At 74.5% G+C, this 17,836-nt stretch carries 17 protein-coding genes; 8 read left to right on the plus strand and 9 right to left on the minus strand.

Annotation, left to right across the window (positions count from 1 at the left end):
- Nucleotides 1-185 precede the first annotated feature (185 nt).
- Genes BCD49_RS19135 through BCD49_RS40795 form a run of 3 tightly spaced genes read left to right on the plus strand, consistent with a single transcriptional unit; the run spans nt 186 to nt 2,423 of the window.
- On the plus strand, nt 186-467 hold the full coding sequence (locus BCD49_RS19135; RefSeq protein ID WP_035931155.1) for a type II toxin-antitoxin system TacA family antitoxin: 282 nt from the start codon (nt 186-188) through the stop codon (nt 465-467).
- Nucleotides 464-1,006 (plus strand): GNAT family N-acetyltransferase, encoded by a 543-nt coding sequence (locus BCD49_RS19140; protein ID WP_007510676.1) that lies wholly within the window; start codon nt 464-466, stop codon nt 1,004-1,006. Before BCD49_RS19135 ends, BCD49_RS19140 begins: the two co-directional genes overlap by 4 nt.
- The gene (locus BCD49_RS40795) at nt 999-2,423 is read left to right on the plus strand and encodes an MFS transporter (RefSeq protein WP_007510677.1); all 1,425 of its coding nucleotides are present in this window, start codon (nt 999-1,001) and stop codon (nt 2,421-2,423) included. Before BCD49_RS19140 ends, BCD49_RS40795 begins: the two co-directional genes overlap by 8 nt.
- A gap of 10 nt (nt 2,424-2,433) precedes the next feature.
- On the opposite strand, the gene BCD49_RS19150 is transcribed toward BCD49_RS40795, so the two are convergent.
- Entirely contained in the window at nt 2,434-3,123 is a 690-nt protein-coding gene (locus BCD49_RS19150) for an O-methyltransferase (protein ID WP_051467436.1), read from the minus strand.
- Nucleotides 3,124-3,482: 359 nt separating this feature from the next.
- Here BCD49_RS19150 and BCD49_RS19155 point away from each other — a divergent pair, with 359 nt between their 5' ends.
- A complete protein-coding gene (locus tag BCD49_RS19155) occupies nt 3,483-4,364 on the plus strand; it encodes a DUF5336 domain-containing protein (RefSeq protein WP_158072952.1) in 882 nt (293 codons plus the stop codon).
- 113 nt (nt 4,365-4,477) lie between these two features.
- Here the strand turns inward: BCD49_RS19155 and BCD49_RS19160 are convergent, their stop codons facing one another.
- Genes BCD49_RS19160 through BCD49_RS19170 form a run of 3 tightly spaced genes read right to left on the minus strand, consistent with a single transcriptional unit; the run spans nt 4,478 to nt 9,311 of the window.
- Nucleotides 4,478-6,166 carry a sensor histidine kinase gene (locus BCD49_RS19160; RefSeq protein WP_071041743.1) on the minus strand — a complete coding sequence of 563 codons (1,689 nt, stop codon included), beginning with the start codon at nt 6,164-6,166 and terminating at the stop codon, nt 4,478-4,480.
- Nucleotides 6,163-7,134, minus strand: coding sequence for a response regulator transcription factor (locus tag BCD49_RS19165; protein ID WP_083401555.1), 972 nt, complete (start codon nt 7,132-7,134; stop codon nt 6,163-6,165). Before BCD49_RS19165 ends, BCD49_RS19160 begins: the two co-directional genes overlap by 4 nt.
- On the minus strand, nt 7,131-9,311 hold the full coding sequence (locus BCD49_RS19170; protein ID WP_007519136.1) for a bis-aminopropyl spermidine synthase family protein: 2,181 nt from the start codon (nt 9,309-9,311) through the stop codon (nt 7,131-7,133). Before BCD49_RS19170 ends, BCD49_RS19165 begins: the two co-directional genes overlap by 4 nt.
- A 204-nt stretch (nt 9,312-9,515) precedes the next feature.
- Between BCD49_RS19170 and hisD the strand changes: the two genes are divergently transcribed.
- The 4 genes from hisD to hisH all read left to right on the plus strand — a co-directional run bounded on the left by hisD (nt 9,516) and on the right by hisH (nt 13,444).
- Nucleotides 9,516-10,850: a histidinol dehydrogenase gene (hisD, locus tag BCD49_RS19175; RefSeq protein WP_007519135.1), complete on the plus strand. Its 1,335-nt coding sequence runs from the start codon at nt 9,516-9,518 to the stop codon at nt 10,848-10,850.
- A 79-nt stretch (nt 10,851-10,929) separates the two neighbouring features.
- Nucleotides 10,930-12,171 (plus strand): histidinol-phosphate transaminase, encoded by a 1,242-nt coding sequence (locus BCD49_RS19180; RefSeq protein ID WP_007519133.1) that lies wholly within the window; start codon nt 10,930-10,932, stop codon nt 12,169-12,171.
- A 58-nt stretch (nt 12,172-12,229) separates the two neighbouring features.
- Nucleotides 12,230-12,823, plus strand: coding sequence for an imidazoleglycerol-phosphate dehydratase HisB (gene hisB, locus BCD49_RS19185; RefSeq protein WP_007519131.1), 594 nt, complete (start codon nt 12,230-12,232; stop codon nt 12,821-12,823).
- The gene (hisH, locus tag BCD49_RS19190; protein ID WP_007519129.1) at nt 12,824-13,444 is read left to right on the plus strand and encodes an imidazole glycerol phosphate synthase subunit HisH; all 621 of its coding nucleotides are present in this window, start codon (nt 12,824-12,826) and stop codon (nt 13,442-13,444) included.
- A 21-nt stretch (nt 13,445-13,465) separates the two neighbouring features.
- Here hisH and BCD49_RS19195 read toward each other — a convergent pair whose 3' ends face one another.
- The 5 genes from BCD49_RS19195 to BCD49_RS19210 form a co-directional block, all read right to left on the minus strand.
- Entirely contained in the window at nt 13,466-14,545 is a 1,080-nt protein-coding gene (locus tag BCD49_RS19195) for a hypothetical protein (protein ID WP_131803509.1), read from the minus strand.
- Between the two features lie 207 nt (nt 14,546-14,752).
- Nucleotides 14,753-14,911: a hypothetical protein gene (locus BCD49_RS43625; protein WP_007519126.1), complete on the minus strand. Its 159-nt coding sequence runs from the start codon at nt 14,909-14,911 to the stop codon at nt 14,753-14,755.
- Nucleotides 14,912-14,996: 85 nt separating this feature from the next.
- Complete coding sequence (locus BCD49_RS19200; protein ID WP_007519125.1) at nt 14,997-16,877, minus strand: asparagine synthase-related protein; 1,881 nt, start codon at nt 16,875-16,877, stop codon at nt 14,997-14,999.
- Complete coding sequence (locus tag BCD49_RS19205; RefSeq protein WP_007519123.1) at nt 16,874-17,407, minus strand: lasso peptide biosynthesis B2 protein; 534 nt, start codon at nt 17,405-17,407, stop codon at nt 16,874-16,876. Before BCD49_RS19205 ends, BCD49_RS19200 begins: the two co-directional genes overlap by 4 nt.
- Nucleotides 17,404-17,817, minus strand: coding sequence for a PqqD family protein (locus BCD49_RS19210; protein WP_007519121.1), 414 nt, complete (start codon nt 17,815-17,817; stop codon nt 17,404-17,406). Before BCD49_RS19210 ends, BCD49_RS19205 begins: the two co-directional genes overlap by 4 nt.
- Nucleotides 17,818-17,836: the final 19 nt, after the last annotated feature.

Consider the following 17,836-nt stretch of genomic DNA (forward strand, 5'->3'; position numbering starts at 1 on the left):
GCCGCCGCGGCGTCTCCACTGACGCTACGTGCCCTTACCTCGCCGGACAACCGCGTTATGCCTGTGTCCGGTCGGATCCTCGTGGTCTGCCGGGCGTGGGCCCGCCGGCTGCCTACGCCGGCGGGTCGGGGCGGAGGTGTCGGGTGGGTGTGGGTCTGGGACGAGGAGCAGGCAGACTGACGGGTGTGGGTGGAACCGACAAGGACGAGCAGGTCGTGGTGCGGCTGACGGGCGAGACGGCGGAGCTGGTCCGCTCGGCCACCGAGAGTCTCGGAGCGACGCTGGAGGACTTCGCCGTCGAGGCGATGCGGCGCTATGCCGCCGACACGATGGCCGACCGCCGGCTGTTCGGCGCCACCGATGCCGCGTGGGAGGAACTGACCGCGCTGCTCGGCGGGCCGGCGCCGGACGAGGCGCCGCGGTTGCGCGACCTGCTCGCGGACGGCCCGGACGAGGAGGGCCGGTGAGCCCTCGCTCGGCGAGCCCGCCGATCAGGCTCACCGCGGGGCACGACGTCCGGGGCTTCAGCAGCGGGCACGACGTCCTCGACAGCTGGCTGCGCCACCATGCGCTGGAACAGCACGAGGACGGCGTGACGACGTTCGTCGTGACCGACGGCGGCCGGGCCGTCGGCTACTACTGCCTCACCCGCGGCGCGGTCGAGCACGCCCGTGCCGCCGCGCCCCGCAGGTGGGGGCGCCGGGCCGCCGGGCCGGCGGACCCGGTGCCCGCGCTCCTGATCAGTCGGCTCGCGGTCGACGAGACGGCTCAGGGCCGCGGCGTCGGCGCGGGGCTGCTGCGCGACGCGGTCATGCGGGCGGCGACCGTCTACCGGACGGCCGGGACGCCGCTGCTGCTCGCGTACGCCGTCACGGCGCCGGCGAGAGCCTTCTACCGGCACTTCGGCTTCACCGCACTGCGCCTCGATCCCTACGTCGTCGCGCTGGCGCTGCGGCACGCCACCGCGGGGCCAGGGCGAGGACCGGGCAGGCAGCTTCGTGGCTGAGCCGGCCGCGGCGGCCGCCGCGGCCGGCTCAGCCGATCAGGCCAGCTCCGAGGACCAGACCAGCTCCCGGGCGCGCCGGCTTGGCCGTTTGTTCACCGCCGACCTGCGCCCGCTGCGGGAATCACCGGCGTTTCGCCGGTTCTGGCTCGGCGAGGTGGTCAGCGCGACCGGCACCCAGGTCGTCGTCACCACCGTGCTCCTGCAGATCTACGCCGACACCGGGTCGAACTTCGCCGTCGGCGCGGTCGGTGCCGTCACCTTCGTCTCGCTGGTGATCTTCGGGCTGGCCGGCGGCACGATCGCGGACGCCGCCGACCGGCGGGTGCTGGCGCTGCTGACCTCCAGCGGGATGATGCTCGCCTCGGTGGCGCTCACCCTGCAGGCGCTGTTCGGCGCCCCGGTGTGGCTGCTTTTCATCCTGATCGGCCTGCAGGCGTCGCTGTCGGCGCTGGACTCGCCGATCCGGCGGACCTTCGCCGCCCGGCTGCTGACCGCCGAGATGATGCCGGCGGTCGGCGCGCTCGAGGGCTTCTCGATGACGGTCGCGCTCACCGGCGGCCCACTGCTCGCCGGCCTGCTGGTCTCGACGGTCGGTTTCAAGGCCGCCTACGCCGTCGACGTCGTCTCCTACGCGGGCCTGCTCTGGGCGACCTGGCGGCTGCCGTCGATGCGCCCGGAGGGCGGCGGCACCCGGGCGGGGCTGGCGAGCGTCGTCGACGGGTTCCGGCTGCTGTGGCAGCGGCCGGTGCTGCTGATGACGTTCCTCGTCGACCTGGACGCGATGATCTTCGGCATGCCGCGGGTGCTGTTCGCCTCGATGGCCGTCACCCAGTTCCACGGCGGCCCGCGCACCACCGGCGTGCTCTACGCGGCGATGTCCGTCGGCGGCACGCTGGTCGCGGCGACCGGTGGCTGGCTGTCCCGGGTGCGCCGCCAGGGCCTGGTGGTCGCGGTGGCCATCGCGGTGTGGGGCGGCGCGGTCGCGCTGTTCGGGCTGGCCGGCTCGCTGCCGCTGGCGATCGGCCTGCTGGTCATCGCCGGCGCCGCCGACACGGTGTCCGCGGTGCTGCGGATCACGATCCAGCAGGTGGCCGCGCCCGACTCGGTGCGCGGCCGGATGGCGGGGCTCTTCATGGTGTCCGTGGCCGCCGGACCCAGCCTTGGTGACCTCGGGCACGGCACGTTCGCCGGCTTCACCTCGCCGGGGCTCGCCACGTTCGTCGGCGGGTTGGCGTGCCTCGCGGGCCTCGCCGCGCTGGTGGCCGCGGTGCCCTCGTTCCTGCGTTACGACGGCCTGGCCCGGGCGGAGGAGCTGGCCGCCGAGCTGGAGTCGGCCGCCGAGCTGGAGCCCGCCGCCGAACAATCCATACCCGGACCGTCCGTCGCCGACCGGCCCGGGACGGACATCGCCCGGTAGACGTGTTCGCTCAGGGGAGCTTGCGGGCGATTGTCAGGCCGTCGGCGAGCGGGAGCATGACCGTCTCGACGCGTGGGTCGACGACCACGTGCTCGTTGAAGTGACGCATCGCCACGACGCTTGGGTAGGTGTTGTCCTCATGGACGACCTCGCCGTACTGCAGGACGTTGTCCACGAGAATCAGCCCGCCGGGCAGCATTCTCGGCATCAGCTGCTCGTAGTAGGTGATATATGACGTCTTGTCCGCGTCGATGAACGCGAGGCCGAACGTCGGCTCGGCCGGCAGGGCGGCGAGCGTCTCGGTCGCCGGGCCGAGCCGCAGCTCGATCCGGTCCTCCACGCCTGCCCTCTTCCAATGCTCCCGGGCGACCGAGGTCCATTCGTCGTTGATGTCCAGGCAGAGCAGCCGCCCCTCGGGGGGCAGTCCCCGGGCGATGCACAGCGACGAGTAACCGGTAAATGTGCCGATTTCGATGGCGAAACGGGGTGCCACCGCCGCCGCGAGGATCGACAGGAATGTGCCCTGCTCGGCGGGGACCTGCATCTCGGCGGCCGAGCCCAGTGCCGCCGTCGTCTCGGCGAGATCGGCGCGGACCTTGTCCGGCGTGGAGCTGTGCGCCCGCAGATACCGCAGGACACCGGCGTCCACAAAGGCGGACTTGGTTTCCGACCGGAGGAACCCGGGGAGGTTCTGTCTCACGACTGCTACCCGTTTCGTCGTGACGTCACGAAGTCTCTGTGCCTGACGTACGTTCACGATGTCTCCAGGGGTCGTCGGCTTACCTGGCCGACCCTAGACCCGGTGCCACCGGGCGAACCCCGCACAGTGTCGGCCATCCCGGCAAGAACTGGTAAAGATCATTAAATCGGGACTGTGGGCCGCCGTGAGTGCCCGGACCGGGCCATGACACCTGGCGGAAACCTGACTGGCGGGGCCGTCGGCCACCGTGTCAAGGTGTGGCGGCCACGCGAGTCGGATTCTCTGCGCACGGGTTCGTCCGGCACGCGGCCAGCTGGCCGCAGCCGGTCCGTCGCTCGGGAGAAATGAGGGTGTCGCCAATGGCGAATATGGCCGGCCGCGGTCGCGCGGCCCAGGACAGCCGAGGTCTCGCGGCCCGCGAGGGCCGCGGCCTGAAGAACTTCGACCTCGGCATCATCGGGCTGGGGATTCTCGGCTTCATCTTCAGTTTTTTGCCGTGGTTCGGCGTCCGGTACAGCGGATACAACACGTACGGCCAGCCGCAGACCTGGCACTCCAACCTGAACGCGTGGCACTCGGGCGCCCTCGCGTGGGTGCCGGTCGTGCTGATGGTCATCGCCGCGGCGCTCGCCGCGGCGCACCTGGCAACCCGCGGCAGGATGTCGGGGGTCGGCTCGGTCCCGCTGCCGACCGCGATCGCGACCGCCAGCATCGTGGCGCTGGTGCTGATCGCCGTTCGCTGGATCACCCTGCCCCGCGTGTACGGCAGCTACCTCGGCTACCCCGGCATCTCGTCGGGCGCGCGCTACGGCCTGATTCTCGGCCTGATCACGTCGATCCTGATGACGCTGCTCGCCATGCGCGTCGTCAAGGCGAGCAAGGATGCCGGTGGAGCGCGACTGGCCGGTGGCGAGCGGGGCCCGGCCATGGGCGGTTTCACGGGCCGCGGCGCCGAGCGCGGCCGCACCATCGACCGCGAGCGCGAGTACTCGGGCGTCGAGTATCCCGGTGGCAGGCGGGTCAGCGGCCAGGACCCGRCCCAGCCGGGCGCGGACGCCTCGGACCGGGCCCGCCGGGCCGAGAGAGAGCCCGGGGGCTACCAGGAGGGCGGCTATGCCGAGCGCGGCGGGAACCAGCCCTACCCGGAGCGCGGCGCCGACCCGGGCCGGGGCGCCGACCCCGGCCGCGGTGGCGGTCGCGACCAGGGCGAACGGTTCACCGATGAGCACTGGGACCGCTGACCTGGCGCGGTGAACGGCCTTCGGGCGCGCGGGTGGCCTAGCCACGGCGGCGTGCCCGAAGGCTGTCGCGTGTCCGGAGGCTCCGCGGAAGCCTTTGACGCTGTGCCGGGCGCCTACCCCGCCCTGGCGGCCTCGCCGCCGCCGCCGCCGGCGGCGGCGGAGGCGGAGGCGGCGGAGGCGGAGGCGGCGACCCCGGCCCGGTCACCCTCGCCGGCGAGGGCTCGTGGCGGGCCGGCGGGCGCGGCCGGCAGATCCAGTACGACCAGCAGGCCGCCCCACCGCGCCTCGTCGAGCCTGACCTGGCCGCCGTCGGCCGTGACCAGGGCGTGAACGACGGCGAGGCCGAGCCCATGCCCGCGCCGGTCCGCGCGCACGATGCGGTTCACCGGACGGTCCACGCGGAACCGCTCGAACGCGACCGCGCGGGCGGCGGCGGTCATCCCCGGGCCGTCGTCGGCGACCGTCAGCCGGATCGTCCCGGTGTCGCTCAGCGGCGTCGCGCCGTCCGCCGCCAGGGCTCGGCCAGGCTCGCGGGCGGGCGGGCGCTTGACCGCGTCCTCGCCTGTCCCGGCGGCGCGGGCCGCGGCGAGGGTGGCGTCGTTCGGGCTGGCGAGCGCCGCGCGGACGACCACGCGCCCGCCCGAACCGGCCGCCTCCAGCGCGTTGGAGAGCAGGTTGTCCAGGATCTGCTCCAGGTGGCCCGGGGTGAGCAGCGCGCGGGTACCGACCGGCGACTCGTCGAGCAGCTGGACGTGCGCGGCCGCGGCGACCGCGCGCCAGGCGGCGACGCGGTCGGCGACCACCCGGTCGACGTGCACCGGCACGCGCGCCGACGGCCCGCGCAGGGCCTGGGTGCGGGCCATCGCGAGCAGCCCGTCGACCATCCGGGACAGCCGGTGTACCTCGGTGATCGTGCCGCCCACCTCGACGGCGGCCGACGGGTCGTCGGCGAGGTCCTGACCGAGCAGCTCCAGGCGCAGCCGCATCGCGGTCAGCGGGGTGCGGATCTGGTGGGAGACGTCGGCGAGGAAGGCGCGCTGCCCGTCGACCAGCTCCTCGATCTGCCCGGCCATGGCGTCGAAGCTGGCGGCGAGCTGGCGCACCTCGGCGGGCCCGCCGACCCGCCGGGCACGGGCCGACAGCTCGCCGTCGCCGAGCCGCGCCGCCGCCMGCTCCAGCCGGCGCAGCGGCCGGCTCACCCAGCGGGCGAGCAGCACCGACAGCGCGAGCGCCACCAGGTGCGCCACGCCGAAGCCGATGATCAACCGGACCCAGCGGTGCTGGATCTCCGCCCTGGTGGCGCTGTCGGACCTGGCCACCACGAGGATCGTGAGCAGGCCGTCCGAGTTGTTCACCGGCGTCACGACGACCTGACGGTGCCCGTTGGCGCCCGACGGCGTGAGCTCGACCCGCTTCTCCCGGGCGTCGGCGAGCTGGGCGGCCGTCAGCGGGATCGGCTGGCCCGAGGACGCGGTGAGGTGGCCGTCGGGGCTGTACAGGGCGAGGTCGTCGTCCGGCCGGACGACCTCGGACTGGCTGTAGTCGGAATGGCCGTACCCGGGCTCGTCGTCGGCGTCCGCGGGGTCGGCGTCGTCGGCCTCGGACTGGTCGGGCAGCTGGGCTGCGCCCGTGCCCAGCCGGCGCCACTTGACCTCGGCCGCGTAGGCGTCGGCGCTGGACGCGGTCCGCAGGGCGAGCAGCGTCCGGTCGTGCCGGGCGGCGTCCATTCCCAGCGGGATGCACACGCAGATCATCAGGAGCGCCGTCAGCAGCAGCTGGATGGCCAGGATCCGCTTGCTCACCGCAGGCCGCCCGCCCGCCCCTGACCGCGCGCCAGTCCCGGCTCGGCGACCGGGTCGGCGAGCCGGAAGCCGACGCCGTAGACGGTCTCGATCAGCTCCGGCCGGCCGAGCTTGCGCCGCAGCGACCCCACGTGGACGTCGAGCACCTTCGTCGAACCGAACCACGGCCCCCACACGGCCTGGAAGATCTCCCGGCGGGTGCGTACCCGGCCCGGATCCGCCGCGAGGAAGGCGAGCAGGTCGAACTCGCGCGCGGTGATGGCGAGGCGTTGCCCGTCCAGCTCGATCCGTCGCGTCCGCCGGTCCACCACCAGGCCACCGTGCCGGACCAGATCACCCACTCCGCCGGCCTCGGCCTCCGGGGCGGTGCCGGCACCCGCGCCGGCCGCCGGCCGCGCGCCGGCGGCCGGCCGCGCGGCGGCGGCCGGCGCGCCCGCGACGGCACGGGTCCGCGCCACGGGCACGCCGCCCGGGCGGCCGTTCGCGGCGTCGGCGGCGCGGGCCGCGTCGGCCAGCGCGGCGACCCGGGCGAAGCGGCGGCGCACAGCGCGGATCCGCGCCAGCAGCTCCTCGAAACCGAACGGCTTGACGAGGTAGTCGTCGCCGCCCAGGTCGAGCGCCTCGACCCGGTCCGACTCGTCGGCGCGCGCGGTCACCACGATCACCGGAATGTCGCCGAGCTCCCGGATCCGCCGGCAGACCTCGGTGCCGTCCAGGTCCGGCAGGCCGAGGTCGAGCAGCACGACGTCCGGCGGCTCGTCGCCGCCGACGGCCGAGAGCGCCGCCGTCGCCGTCGTCACCCGTCGCGTCGCGTACCCGGCTCGCACCAGTCCGCGTACCAGCTGTGTCCCGACCGCCTCGTCGTCCTCGACGACCAGCACCACGGCCTCGTCGGACTCCACCGCGGCGGCCGGCGCGGCCGGCGCGCCTCCGGGACCTTCCTGACGCGGCACGCCGCGCGTCGTCATGCCCGCCGCCCCGCGGCGAGATCGTTCTTGGCCAGGACTTCCGGTTTGGCTAGGACTTCCGGGCGCCATGACCATTCCACCTCGTCGAGGACGTCAGCGACTGTCACGAGGGGCAGGTCGAGCAGCCGGGCCTGGAGAAGGTCCGCGGGCAGGTTGGACTCGACGACGGTCCGGGCGTCCCGTTTCGTCAGCGTCGTCGCGTGAGCGTCGCGGGCGTAGCCGACCAGGGCCTCCCGCCAGACGTTGCCGATCCGGCCATGCGCTCGATCGAGCAGGAAGCGCAGCCAGGTGTCCCTGGGCCCGTCGAGCTCGGCCGAGGCGACCGCCGCGAAGGAGAGCACCCAGAGCCCGTGGACCTCCGGGGCGCCGCTGACGCGTGTCGGCGGCAGGAGGCGCCACTTGGGGGCGCGCTCCCCGAGCACGAGGTAACCCAGCGGTCCCAGCGGCGCCGCCGGGGTTCCTGCCGGATCGGCGACAGGGTTCCTGCCGGATCGGCGGACGGGGTCCCTGCCGGATTGGCGAAGCCGATCTGGGAGGTCGTGATCTGGGAGGTCGGCGATCTGGGAGGTTCGGGGCGCACGGCCGTCGGGCAGCGGCGTGGTGGCCCGGACGGCGGCGGCGACGGCCGGGTGGTCGGAGCGCACGACCATGGCCACCGCGTCCGCGTTGACGGCCAGCAGCAGCCKGGGCAGCCAGCCACCGGGGTCGTCGGTGAGGTCGGCGGCGACGGCGACCGGCCGGCGGGCCCTGGCCGCCGGTGGCAGGCCCTGCGCGAGCACCGTCGGGAGGCGGACATGCGCCACCGGTCGGTCCCCGCCCGTCCCCGCCGGCAGCGGCGCCTCCCCGACGAACACGAGCTGGCCGGAGGTCTCCGCCGCGTCCATGCCCTCGACCTGGGAGTGCCGAGGGTGCTGAGGGTGCTGAGGCCCGATCGCCTCCACAGCCGCGGTGACCAGGGCGCGCGCCGCGGGCTCGGGGAGCAGGTCCCGCGGGGCGCTCTCCAGGGATGCCCGGCCGCGGGTGTAGATGGCGGTGTCCGTGGCCAGGGGGCCGGTGGCGCGGTCGACGTGACGCCAGGTGTGGCTGGTGGGGCGGCACACGTAGAGGTCGGCACGGGCGCCGACCGCCTCGGCGCCGTCGTAGGCGTGGAAGGCGGGCAGCATGGCCTCGAGGGCGAAGCCGGCGTCGGAGAGGGCTCGCTGGGTCTTCCAGCCCAGCGTCGGCGCCCGGTCGGAGAACCCGTAGGCGAGCAGCACCCGGCCGTGGTCACGGTCGCGCAGGCCCTCGGCGCCGCGGGCGCAGAAGAGCGCCACCCCCTCGGGGGTGTAGGGCGGGTCGGTGAAGGCCAGGTCGGCGGACCCGGCCACCGACGGTGGCAGGCCGAATCGCAGGTCGGCGAAGTAGGGCCGCACGTCGAGGCCGCGCGAACGACCCTGGCGGTGGAGGAAGGAGAGCAGCTCGTCATCGACGTCGACGACGGTGACGCGCAGGCCGGGGATGACGGCGGCCGCCGCGAGCGAGGTCAGGTCGTGGTCGCCGACGCAGAGCAGGCGCCGGCCGGCGAGGTCGTAGGTGGCCGCGAGCCACAGTGCTCGGCGGACCACCGTCTCGGCCGTCGCCGCGACGTGGTCCAGGTCGGCCCGGGGCCTGGGCGCCTCGGCGATCAGCTCACGGATCGTGGCCACCAGGTCCGCGTGCGCGTCGAGCGGACCGGCCAGCGGGTCGGTCGGCGTCGTGGCGGCGAGGCCCGCCGCGTCGACCAGCTCGCGGTAGCCGGCGGCCAGCTCGGGGCGTACCCGAGGCCCGGCCCCCTGGCCGTCGTCGAGGTCGTCGCCGAGGGCCGCGAGCACCTCCTCGACGGTGCGCCGCGGCAGCCCGGCCGTCCGGACCAGCCGCCCGGCAGCGTCGCCGCCCTTCGGGCCGCCACTGGCCCGGCCGGCACTGGCCCGGCCGGCACTGGCCCGGCCGGCGCCGCGTGGCGCCGGGTCGTCGGCCGCCAGCCGGGCGATCAGCGCCCGTACGGGCCGCCCAGACACCCCGTACGCGTCAAGCAGTACCGCCAGCCGCGCCTGGCCATCCGTCCCTGCCCGGCGTGCCTGCCCGTCGTGGCCGGTCGCGCCGGCGGCGTGCGGGCTCGCCGACTCGTCGGTCAACCGTGGGCCGTCGCCGGAAGTCACCCTCCCAGCGTGCCACCTTCCGCTGTCGGCCTGATGGTCGCGTGGCCATCCGGGTGAGGGTCGGCTACCGGACAGGACCCGGTGACTGGTCCGACCGATATCGCCGGATCCGTCACCAGCGGGACGCCCGTGAACGGGGCAACTGTGTGATATTGCGGCGCGCGGAGAGGACGATTCGCGCGCGACGGCCGATACTCTCATGGCGTGTGGAGAAGGCTGGACCTCCGCGGTGAGGCACTGACAACGCTGTCCTCGGCCGACATCCGTCGGCGGCTGCCGCGCGCCGCGATCGATGTCGACGTGGCGCTCGAGACGGTCCGGCCGATCTGTGACGACGTGCGCGACCGCGGCGACGCCGCCGTGCTGGACGCCACCGAGCGCTTCGACGGGGTCCGCCCGGCCACGCCGCGGGTACCCGCCGGCGCGCTCGACCGGGCGGCGGACGAGCTCGACCCGGCGGTGCGCGCGGCGCTCATCGAGGCGATCCGGCGCACCCGCCTGGTCCACCGGGCGCAGCTGCGTGAGCCGGTGACGATCGAGGTCGCGCCCGGCTCGACGGTCACCGAGCGGTGGGTGCCGGTCGACCGGGTCGGGCTGTACGTGCCGGGCGGGCGGGTCGCCTACCCGAGCAGCGTCGTGATGAACGTCGTGCCGGCCCAGGAGGCTGGCGTCGGCTCGCTCGCCGTCGTCTCCCCGCCCCAGCGTGACCTCTCCGGCCCCGGCGGCACCCCAGGGCCATGGGACGGCCTGCCGCATCCGGTGGTGCTCGCCGCCTGCCGGCTGCTCGGCGTCGACGAGGTGTACGCCGCCGGCGGCGCGCAGGCGGTCGCGATGCTCGCGCACGGCACCGAGAGCTGCCCCGCCGTCGACGTCGTCACCGGCCCGGGCAACGTGTACGTCGCCGCGGCCAAGCGCCTGCTGCGCGGGATCGTCGGCATCGACGCCGAGGCCGGCCCGACCGAGATCGCCGTCCTCGCCGACCACACCGCGGACCCGGCGTTCGTCGCCGCCGACCTGATCGCCCAGGCCGAGCACGACCCGATGGCGGCCTGCCTGCTGGTCACCCCGTCGGTCGAGCTCGCCGACGCCGTCGAGGTGGAGCTCGGCAAGCAGGTGCCGGCCACCCGCCACCGGGAGCGGGTCGAGGAGTCGCTGTCGGGCCAGGGCGCCGTCGCGCTCGTCGACGACGTCGAGGCGGGGCTGCGGGTGGTGGACGCCTGGGCCGCCGAGCACCTGCAGATCCAGACCGCCGACCCGGCCGCCGTCGCGGCCCGGGTCCGTCATGCCGGTGCGGTCTTCGTCGGCCCGTACGCGCCCGTCCCGCTCGGCGACTACCTGGCCGGCTCCAACCACGTGCTGCCCACCGGCGGCACCGCCCGGCACTCGGGCGGCCTGTCCGTGGCCGCGTTCCAGCGCGAGGTGCACGTCGTGACGTGCACGAAGGAAGCGCTCGCGGACGTCGCGCCGCACATCGCCGCGCTCGGCGCGGCCGAGGACCTGCTTGCCCACGTCGACGCGGTGGAGGTGCGCTCTCGATGAGGAGGCGCTCAGTGAGTTCCAGGGTCGCTGCCGACCCGAGAGCCGCGGCCGGTTCTCGGCCGGCCGTGGCGGTGGCCCGATGACCGAGCAGCGCGCGGGCTCCTTCGGGCAGGGCGACTCGGTCCGGCCGGTGGTGCGGGTGAGCGCGCGGCCCCGTGACGAGGCGACGGGGTCCGTCCGGCCGTGGCGGCCGGTGACGCTCGACGATCTGCCGCTGCGCCAGGACCTGCGCGGCCGCTCGCCGTACGGCGCGCCCCAGCTGGACGTGGCCGTCCGGCTGAACACCAACGAGAACCCGCACCGGCCGTCCGCCGAGCTGGTGGACGCGCTCGGCAAGGCGGCCACCCTCGCCGCCACCGAGGCCAACCGCTACCCGGAGCGCGAGGCCGAGGCGCTGCGCGCCGACCTGGCCTACTACCTCACCCCGGACGCCGGGTTCGGCCTGCACACCAGCCAGGTCTGGGCGGCCAACGGCTCCAACGAGGTGCTCCAGCAGCTCCTGCAGGCGTTCGGCGGCCCGGGCCGCCGCGCGCTGGGCTTCGAGCCGTCGTACTCGATGCACCGGCTGATCTCGCTCGCCACCGCGACCGAGTGGGTGGCTGAGGACCGGTGCGACGACTACACCCTCGACCCGGTCGCCGCGGCCGACGCGGTGCGCCGCCACCAGCCGTCGGTGGTGTTCCTGTGCTCGCCGAACAACCCGAGCGGGACCGCGCTGCCGCTCGACGTGGTCAAGGCGGTGTGCGTGGCGGCCGAGGAGATCGGCGGCTGCATGGTCGTGGTCGACGAGGCGTACGGCGAGTTCCGCCGCGCCGGGGTGCCGAGCGCGCTCACCCTGCTGCCGGAGCAGCCGAAGCTGGTCGTCACCCGGACGATGAGCAAGGCGTTCGCGCTTGCCGGCGCCCGGGTCGGCTACCTGGCCGGCCACCCGGCGGTGGTCGACGCGCTGCAGCTGGTCCGGCTGCCCTACCACCTGTCGTCGTTCACCCAGGCGGTGGCGCGCACCGCGCTCGCCCACGCCGACGAGCTGCTCGGCACCGTCGACGCGGTCAAGGCGCAGCGCGACCGGATCGTCGACGAGCTGCCGGCGCTTGGCGTGCGGGTGGTGCCGTCGGACGCGAACTTCGTGCTGTTCGGCCTGTTCCGCGACCAGCGCGCGGTCTGGCAGTGCCTGCTCGACCACGGCGTGCTGGTCCGCGACCTGAGCCTGCCCGGCTGGTTGCGGGTCACCGCCGGCCTGCCGAGTGAGATCGACGCGTTCCTCGGCGCGCTGCGCTCCATTCTGGCCGACAGCCCGTCGGCGCTGGTGGGTACGAAGTAGCTGTCGGTACACGTAGCTGGCGGGCACCAACGGGCACCAAGTAGAAGGCGAACGAGACATGGCAGGGACGCGGTCCGCCCGGATCGAGCGCAAGACGCTGGAGTCGGACGTGTTCGTCGAGCTCGACCTCGACGGCACTGGTGTCGCCACCGTGGAGACCGGGGTTGGGTTCTTCGACCACATGCTTGCCCAGCTGGGTAAGCACGGCGGCTTCGACCTCACCGTGCGCACCAAGGGTGACCTGCACATCGACGCGCATCACACTGTCGAGGACACCTCGATCGCGTTCGGTGAGGCGCTGCGGGCGGCGCTCGGTGACAAGGTCGGCATCCGCCGGTTCGGCGACGCGATGGTGCCACTCGACGAGGCGCTGGTGCAGTCCGCCGTCGACCTGTCCGGCCGCCCGTACTGCGTGCACGTCGAGCCGGACCTGGCCCCGATGATCGGGACCTACGACACGACRCTCACCCGGCACATCTTCGAGTCGATCACCTCGGCGGCTCGGATCGCGCTGCACGTACGGGTCCTGTCCGGTCGCAACGCCCACCACGTCGTCGAGGCGCAGTTCAAGTCGGTCGCGCGGGCGATGCGGGACGCGGTCGCGTTCGACGCCCGGGTGTCCGGCGTCCCGTCGACCAAGGGCGTCCTCTAGATGGCCGGGAGCCGGCCGAAGGTGGTCGTGCTCGACTACGGGTCGGGCAACCTGCGCTCGGCGCAACGGGCGGTCGAGCGAGTCGGCGCGGACGTCACCGTGACCGCGGACCTGGCCGCCGCCGCGGAGGCGGACGGGCTGGTCGTGCCCGGTGTCGGCGCGTACGCCGCCTGCATGGCCGGGGTCGAGCGGATCGGCGCCGGGCCGACGGTCCGGGACCGGGTCGCCGCCGGGCGGCCGGTGCTGGGAATCTGCGTCGGCATGCAGATCCTCTACGAGCTCGGCGACGAGCACGGCGTGCGCACCCAGGGCCTCGGGCTGCTGCCCGGCGAGGTCCGCCGTCTCGCCGCGCCGATCCTGCCGCACATGGGCTGGAACACCGTCGCCCCGCCGGCCGGCTCGACGCTGTTCGCCGGCCTGCCGGCGGGGACGCGGTTCTACTTCGTCCACTCCTACGCCGCCAAGGCCGACCCTGGTGCCGGCGACACGGTCACCGAGCACGGCGAGCCGTTCGCGGCCGCCGTCGAACGGGGTCCTCTGTGCGCGACCCAGTTCCACCCGGAGAAGTCCGGTGACGCCGGCGCCCACGTCCTGGCCAACTGGCTGGGCACGCTGCGCTGACCTGCCTCCTCGGGCGACTGGTCAGCGCCCGGCGGCGAAGTCCGCGAGCAGGCCGACGGCGGTGTCCAGCGCGGCGGGGGAGTGCGGATACCGCAACCGGGCGAAGGTGACGCCACGGGCCCAGCGTGTGAGGAACCGGAACTCCTCGGCGGCGAGGTCGACGTCGAGCAGGGCCGTGCGCATCAGGCCGGCGCGCAACATCAGCACGCCGTCGACCGACCGCGTCCGCGTCAACTCCGGCCGCTCCGCGAGGTCGGGAGCGTGGGCCGTCTGCGTGCCCGAGAGATTGCCCTTCGGGACGGCACGGTCTGGATCACCAGCGGGTGGGTCCAGACTGATCACGGCCGTCACGGTGACCGGCTTATGCGCGTCGCCTGCCACGGCGTGGCGGCTCTTGGTGGCGTAGCGGGTGAGCACGGTGCCCTCGCCCAGGCCCAGCAGCTGGCCGGAGTCGTGCCAGAGCCGGACCTCCCGGCTACAGGACAGCACCCGCGGCTCGTTGCCCGTGAGGTGGAGCACCGCGGCGTCGTCGCCGAGCAGCGGCCACCCGAGTCGCTGGTGCAACGCCATGGAGAGTGTCGACTTTCCGCGCCCCGAGCGCCCGGTGAGGAGCACGGCGCCGGCGGGGCTGACGAGCGTGGCCGAGTGCAGCACCTCGGTGTCCCGCCGGGCCGCCAGTGCCCACGGCACGGCGGACCCGATGAGGTGGTCCGCTTCCGCTGGGCTCGGCGCGCCGCGCAGATGCCAGGAGATCTCCTCGCCGCCGCCGGCGGGCAGCGAGTACGGGGCGAGGCCCTCCGTGAGAAGCGCCAGGCCGCCGCCGTCCACGGCGCGGATCTCCACGTCGCCGCGGCGCACCCTGATCCGCGCCAGGCGTTGCCCGGCCGGCACCTCGGCCGGCCCGCGGCGCACTGTGATGACGTACGGGGCGGGCGACTGCTGGAGATCCTGGGCCTGGGCCGCCTTCTCAGGCGCCGCGCCTGGCATTCCGTCGCCGGCGACGCGCTGCGCTGGAACGAGCGCCAGGTACCGGTCGTAGCCGGGCAGCCTGACGTCGGCTCGGACCTCGACGGCCCCGAAACGGTAGTGCGCCAGCCGCACCGGCGAAGGGGCTCCGACAGGTGGGGACGAGCAGCCGGTGTCCCGAGGCGCAAGCCCCGGGACACCGGCCGTCGGGAACTCCGACCTGGACACAGGCGCCACGCGGGCGTGGGCGGTCGTGATCCGAGCCGCCCGCGGCACCTCCATCGGCGCTACCTCCTGCTGTTCGGGAGACCAGGATCCAGTGTCAAAGGCATTTCCGCTGGGTCAGCCGCTGGTGAAATCGAGGGGCAGCGCCCCGTCAAAGTTGAGGCCAAGCCCACCGGCGGTCCGCATCGCCAGGCTGCCGTGGCAGACCAGCGCGGGCTTCTCGTAGGGCCGGTGCTCAGCTGGCGCCACAGCGGGCACGTGCTCAACGGTAGTCATGGCACTCTCCAAGATGGTCGACTGTCGTCACGATGAGTTGCATACTGCGGCAGTTCGATTACCGAGAGTAGCAGAACTAGGTGACTCAAAGACGCACCCCGTTGCCAGTGAGCCACGTGTCGACGCCGACCAACTGCCACAACGACGCCAGCCCGTGCAGTGGGTTCGGCGGGTGGCGGCCCTGCCGGGCCGCGGCCGCGGCGGCCTCCCATGCCCGCGTCGCAGCGTCGAGGTCGACCCAGCCGCCGGAGACGAGCGGGCCGCCCGCGAGCACCTTGCCGATCCCGCCCGCGACTTCCAGGGCGTCGACGACGGGCAGGTTGAAGAAGATCTTGCCGGGCCGGGTGCGCACCAGTTCGGGGAGCGTGTCGCCGGCCGCCGCACGCAGCACCGGCTTGGTCAGCCCAGGCTGGTAGAGCGTGGCGCCCGGCGTCGACAGCGCCGCCTCGATCGTCCGGCGGTCATGGAACGGATGGCGCCAGTCCAGGCCGGCCGACGTGTAGAACGCCCGCAGCGTGTCCAGCGTCGACAGCTCGGCCCGGATCGCCGCCTCGATCCAGCGGTGACGCTGTTCGTTCGACGGGTACGCGGCGCGCTCGGCCGCGTCCGCCGCGGCGAAGCGCTCCTCGAGATCCAGGCCACGCAGGCGCTCGGGGCGTAGCCACGGCAGCACCAGGCGCTCCCCGCTGTTCCCGCGTGGGTACGGCGCCGTGGCGAACGCGCGTGCGACGCCCAGCCGCCTGGGCAGCGACCGTGGATTGATCCCGCGCCCGGTCTGGCGCCACAGGGTGGCGAGCCGGCCAGCCCGAAGCAGGTCTGGGAAGTGGTGGCGGTAGCCGGTCCACCACTCGTCTCCGCCCTCGCCGGACAGCAGCACGGACAGTCCCTCGGCGCGCGCCGCGTCGCGGACGGCGTCGGACAACGCGAGGTTGGGGCGCGGCGGGAGGTCGAGAGTGGTCGCCGTCCAGGCCCGCCAGCGGTCCCAGTCGTACAGGTCCGGCTTCACCCGCAGGATCGGCAGCCTGAGACGTTCCTCGACCGAGTCGATCCAGCGCGACTCGTCGTGCGGTTGTCCGGGGAAGACCATGCTGATCGGCACGATGCGGATCGCGGCGCCGCGCCGGGCCAGCGCGTGCGCGACACCGGCCACGGAGCTTGAGTCCAGCCCACCGGACACGCCGACCGCGACCGGGCTGCCGGGGGCCGCTGTCTGCAGCGCCGCGTCGCCGACGGCCGCATCCAGAGCGGCACGCAGCCGGCTTGCCGCGGCCGCCGTGGTGCTGGGGCGCAGGGGTGGGACGATGGAGAACAGCGAGCTGAACGGGCGGCGCGTCCGCGTCCCAGCCGGCCCGATCTCGACCAGGTGGCCAGCTGGCACCCGCTCGACGCCGCGCAGCAGGGTCTCGTTCAGGGTCGTCAGGTCGCGGGTCAGCGTCTCGGCGAGCACCGCGTGGTCCGCCTCGAGYGGGATGCCCGCGGCCCGGAGCTGGGCGTAGTCAGTGCCGAACACCACCCGCTCGGCGGTGCTGTGCAGGAAAAGCCGGCGCATGCTGCGCGGCGAGCGGGCGAGCGTCAGCCGACCGGTCGCCGCATCGAAGACGGCGAGCGCCCAGTCGCCGAGCAGCCGGTCGAGGCAGGAGGGGCCGTAGCGCCGCCAGGAGCTCACGACGTGGCCGGCCACGTGGTCCCGTCCGCTTCCCGCGATGTCGCCCTGCTCGGGCCGGGTGCTTCTGGTGCCAGGCGACCAGCCGTCGACCACGGCCAGCAGCCCGCCGGGGCCCGCGGTGTGGGCGAGGTCCGCGTCGGGCCCAAGTGCCGGGCCGGGTGTCGCGGCGAGCGCGAGTGGGCCGGCCGCCCAGGTGCGTGTAGGGCCACTCGGCGGGGTGATCGCGGCGGCCAGCATCCTCTCGGCCGTCGCGATCGTGGCGGGCCGACGGTCCAGCCGCAGCTCACCGCAGAAGGTCATCGTTCCTCGCAGCGGGGAGCGGTACCGGTAGTCGGCGCCGGTGGCGTGAGTGGATAGGTGGCGATGGGCTGGAACGACCCAGCCGGCCCGGCGTCCGCGGCGTGGGCGTGACCGTCCACCTGTGCCCAGGCATGGGCCGCGAACGGCGTCCCGGTCGCCCTGCGCACGCCGACCACCACGGAGGCCGCCTGCCCGTCGCTGGCCGCGAGCCAGCACCGCAGGACGGAGCGCGGCAGGCATCCCTCCGTACCGCGCCACGCCGCGCCGGCCCTGGTCACGAGCTGGTCGAGCCAGGGGTCGGTGAGGGTCCGACGCCCGGCCGGGAACCAGCGGGCAGCCGGCGAGCGGGCCGCCCGGCCGGCCGCGGCGACCAGCGCGGGCAGCCCGCGGCGGCGCAACACCACCTCGACCGCGCCGGCTGCCAGCCACAGCTGCGCGCTGACGGCGAGTTCCGCGGCGGGCTGGCACCAGCGCGAGCGCGCGCCAGGGCGCTCCTCCCGCGCGGGCCGGGTGGCTGCCCCGGGCGTCATGGCGACTGGCATGGCGTCGTGGTGGCGAGTCGGCGGCTCAGCAACTCGTCGAGTAGCTCGCGCAGGTCGGCCTCGGCCCGCGGTGGGTCGACCCGCCACTCGGCCGCGATCGACAGGGCGGCCCGGCGGACCGCGGCGCCGCGTGGGACGGCAGACGCGCCCAGCTGCCGCCACAGGTGCGCTCCCGTCTCGTTCAACGCGAAGTACGTGCCGTCGTCCGGGTGCAGCAGGACGATCTCGCCCTGGAGGTCGGCGACCTGAACGCCGGGCGCGACCCGGATCTCATCGTGGTCGGTGGGATCCGAACCGGCCCTGGGCGCGGCGTCGGCGCGGGCCGTTTCGGCCTCTCCGATCCGGAGCGGACCCAGGCGGTCGGCGGACGTGGTGGGCTGGTGGCTGCTGTCGGCCATGGAAACCTCCGGCGTGGTG

The sequence above is a fragment of the Pseudofrankia sp. EUN1h genome (assembly GCF_001854645.1).
Classification (GTDB): Bacteria; Actinomycetota; Actinomycetes; order Frankiales; family Frankiaceae; genus Pseudofrankia; species Pseudofrankia saprophytica.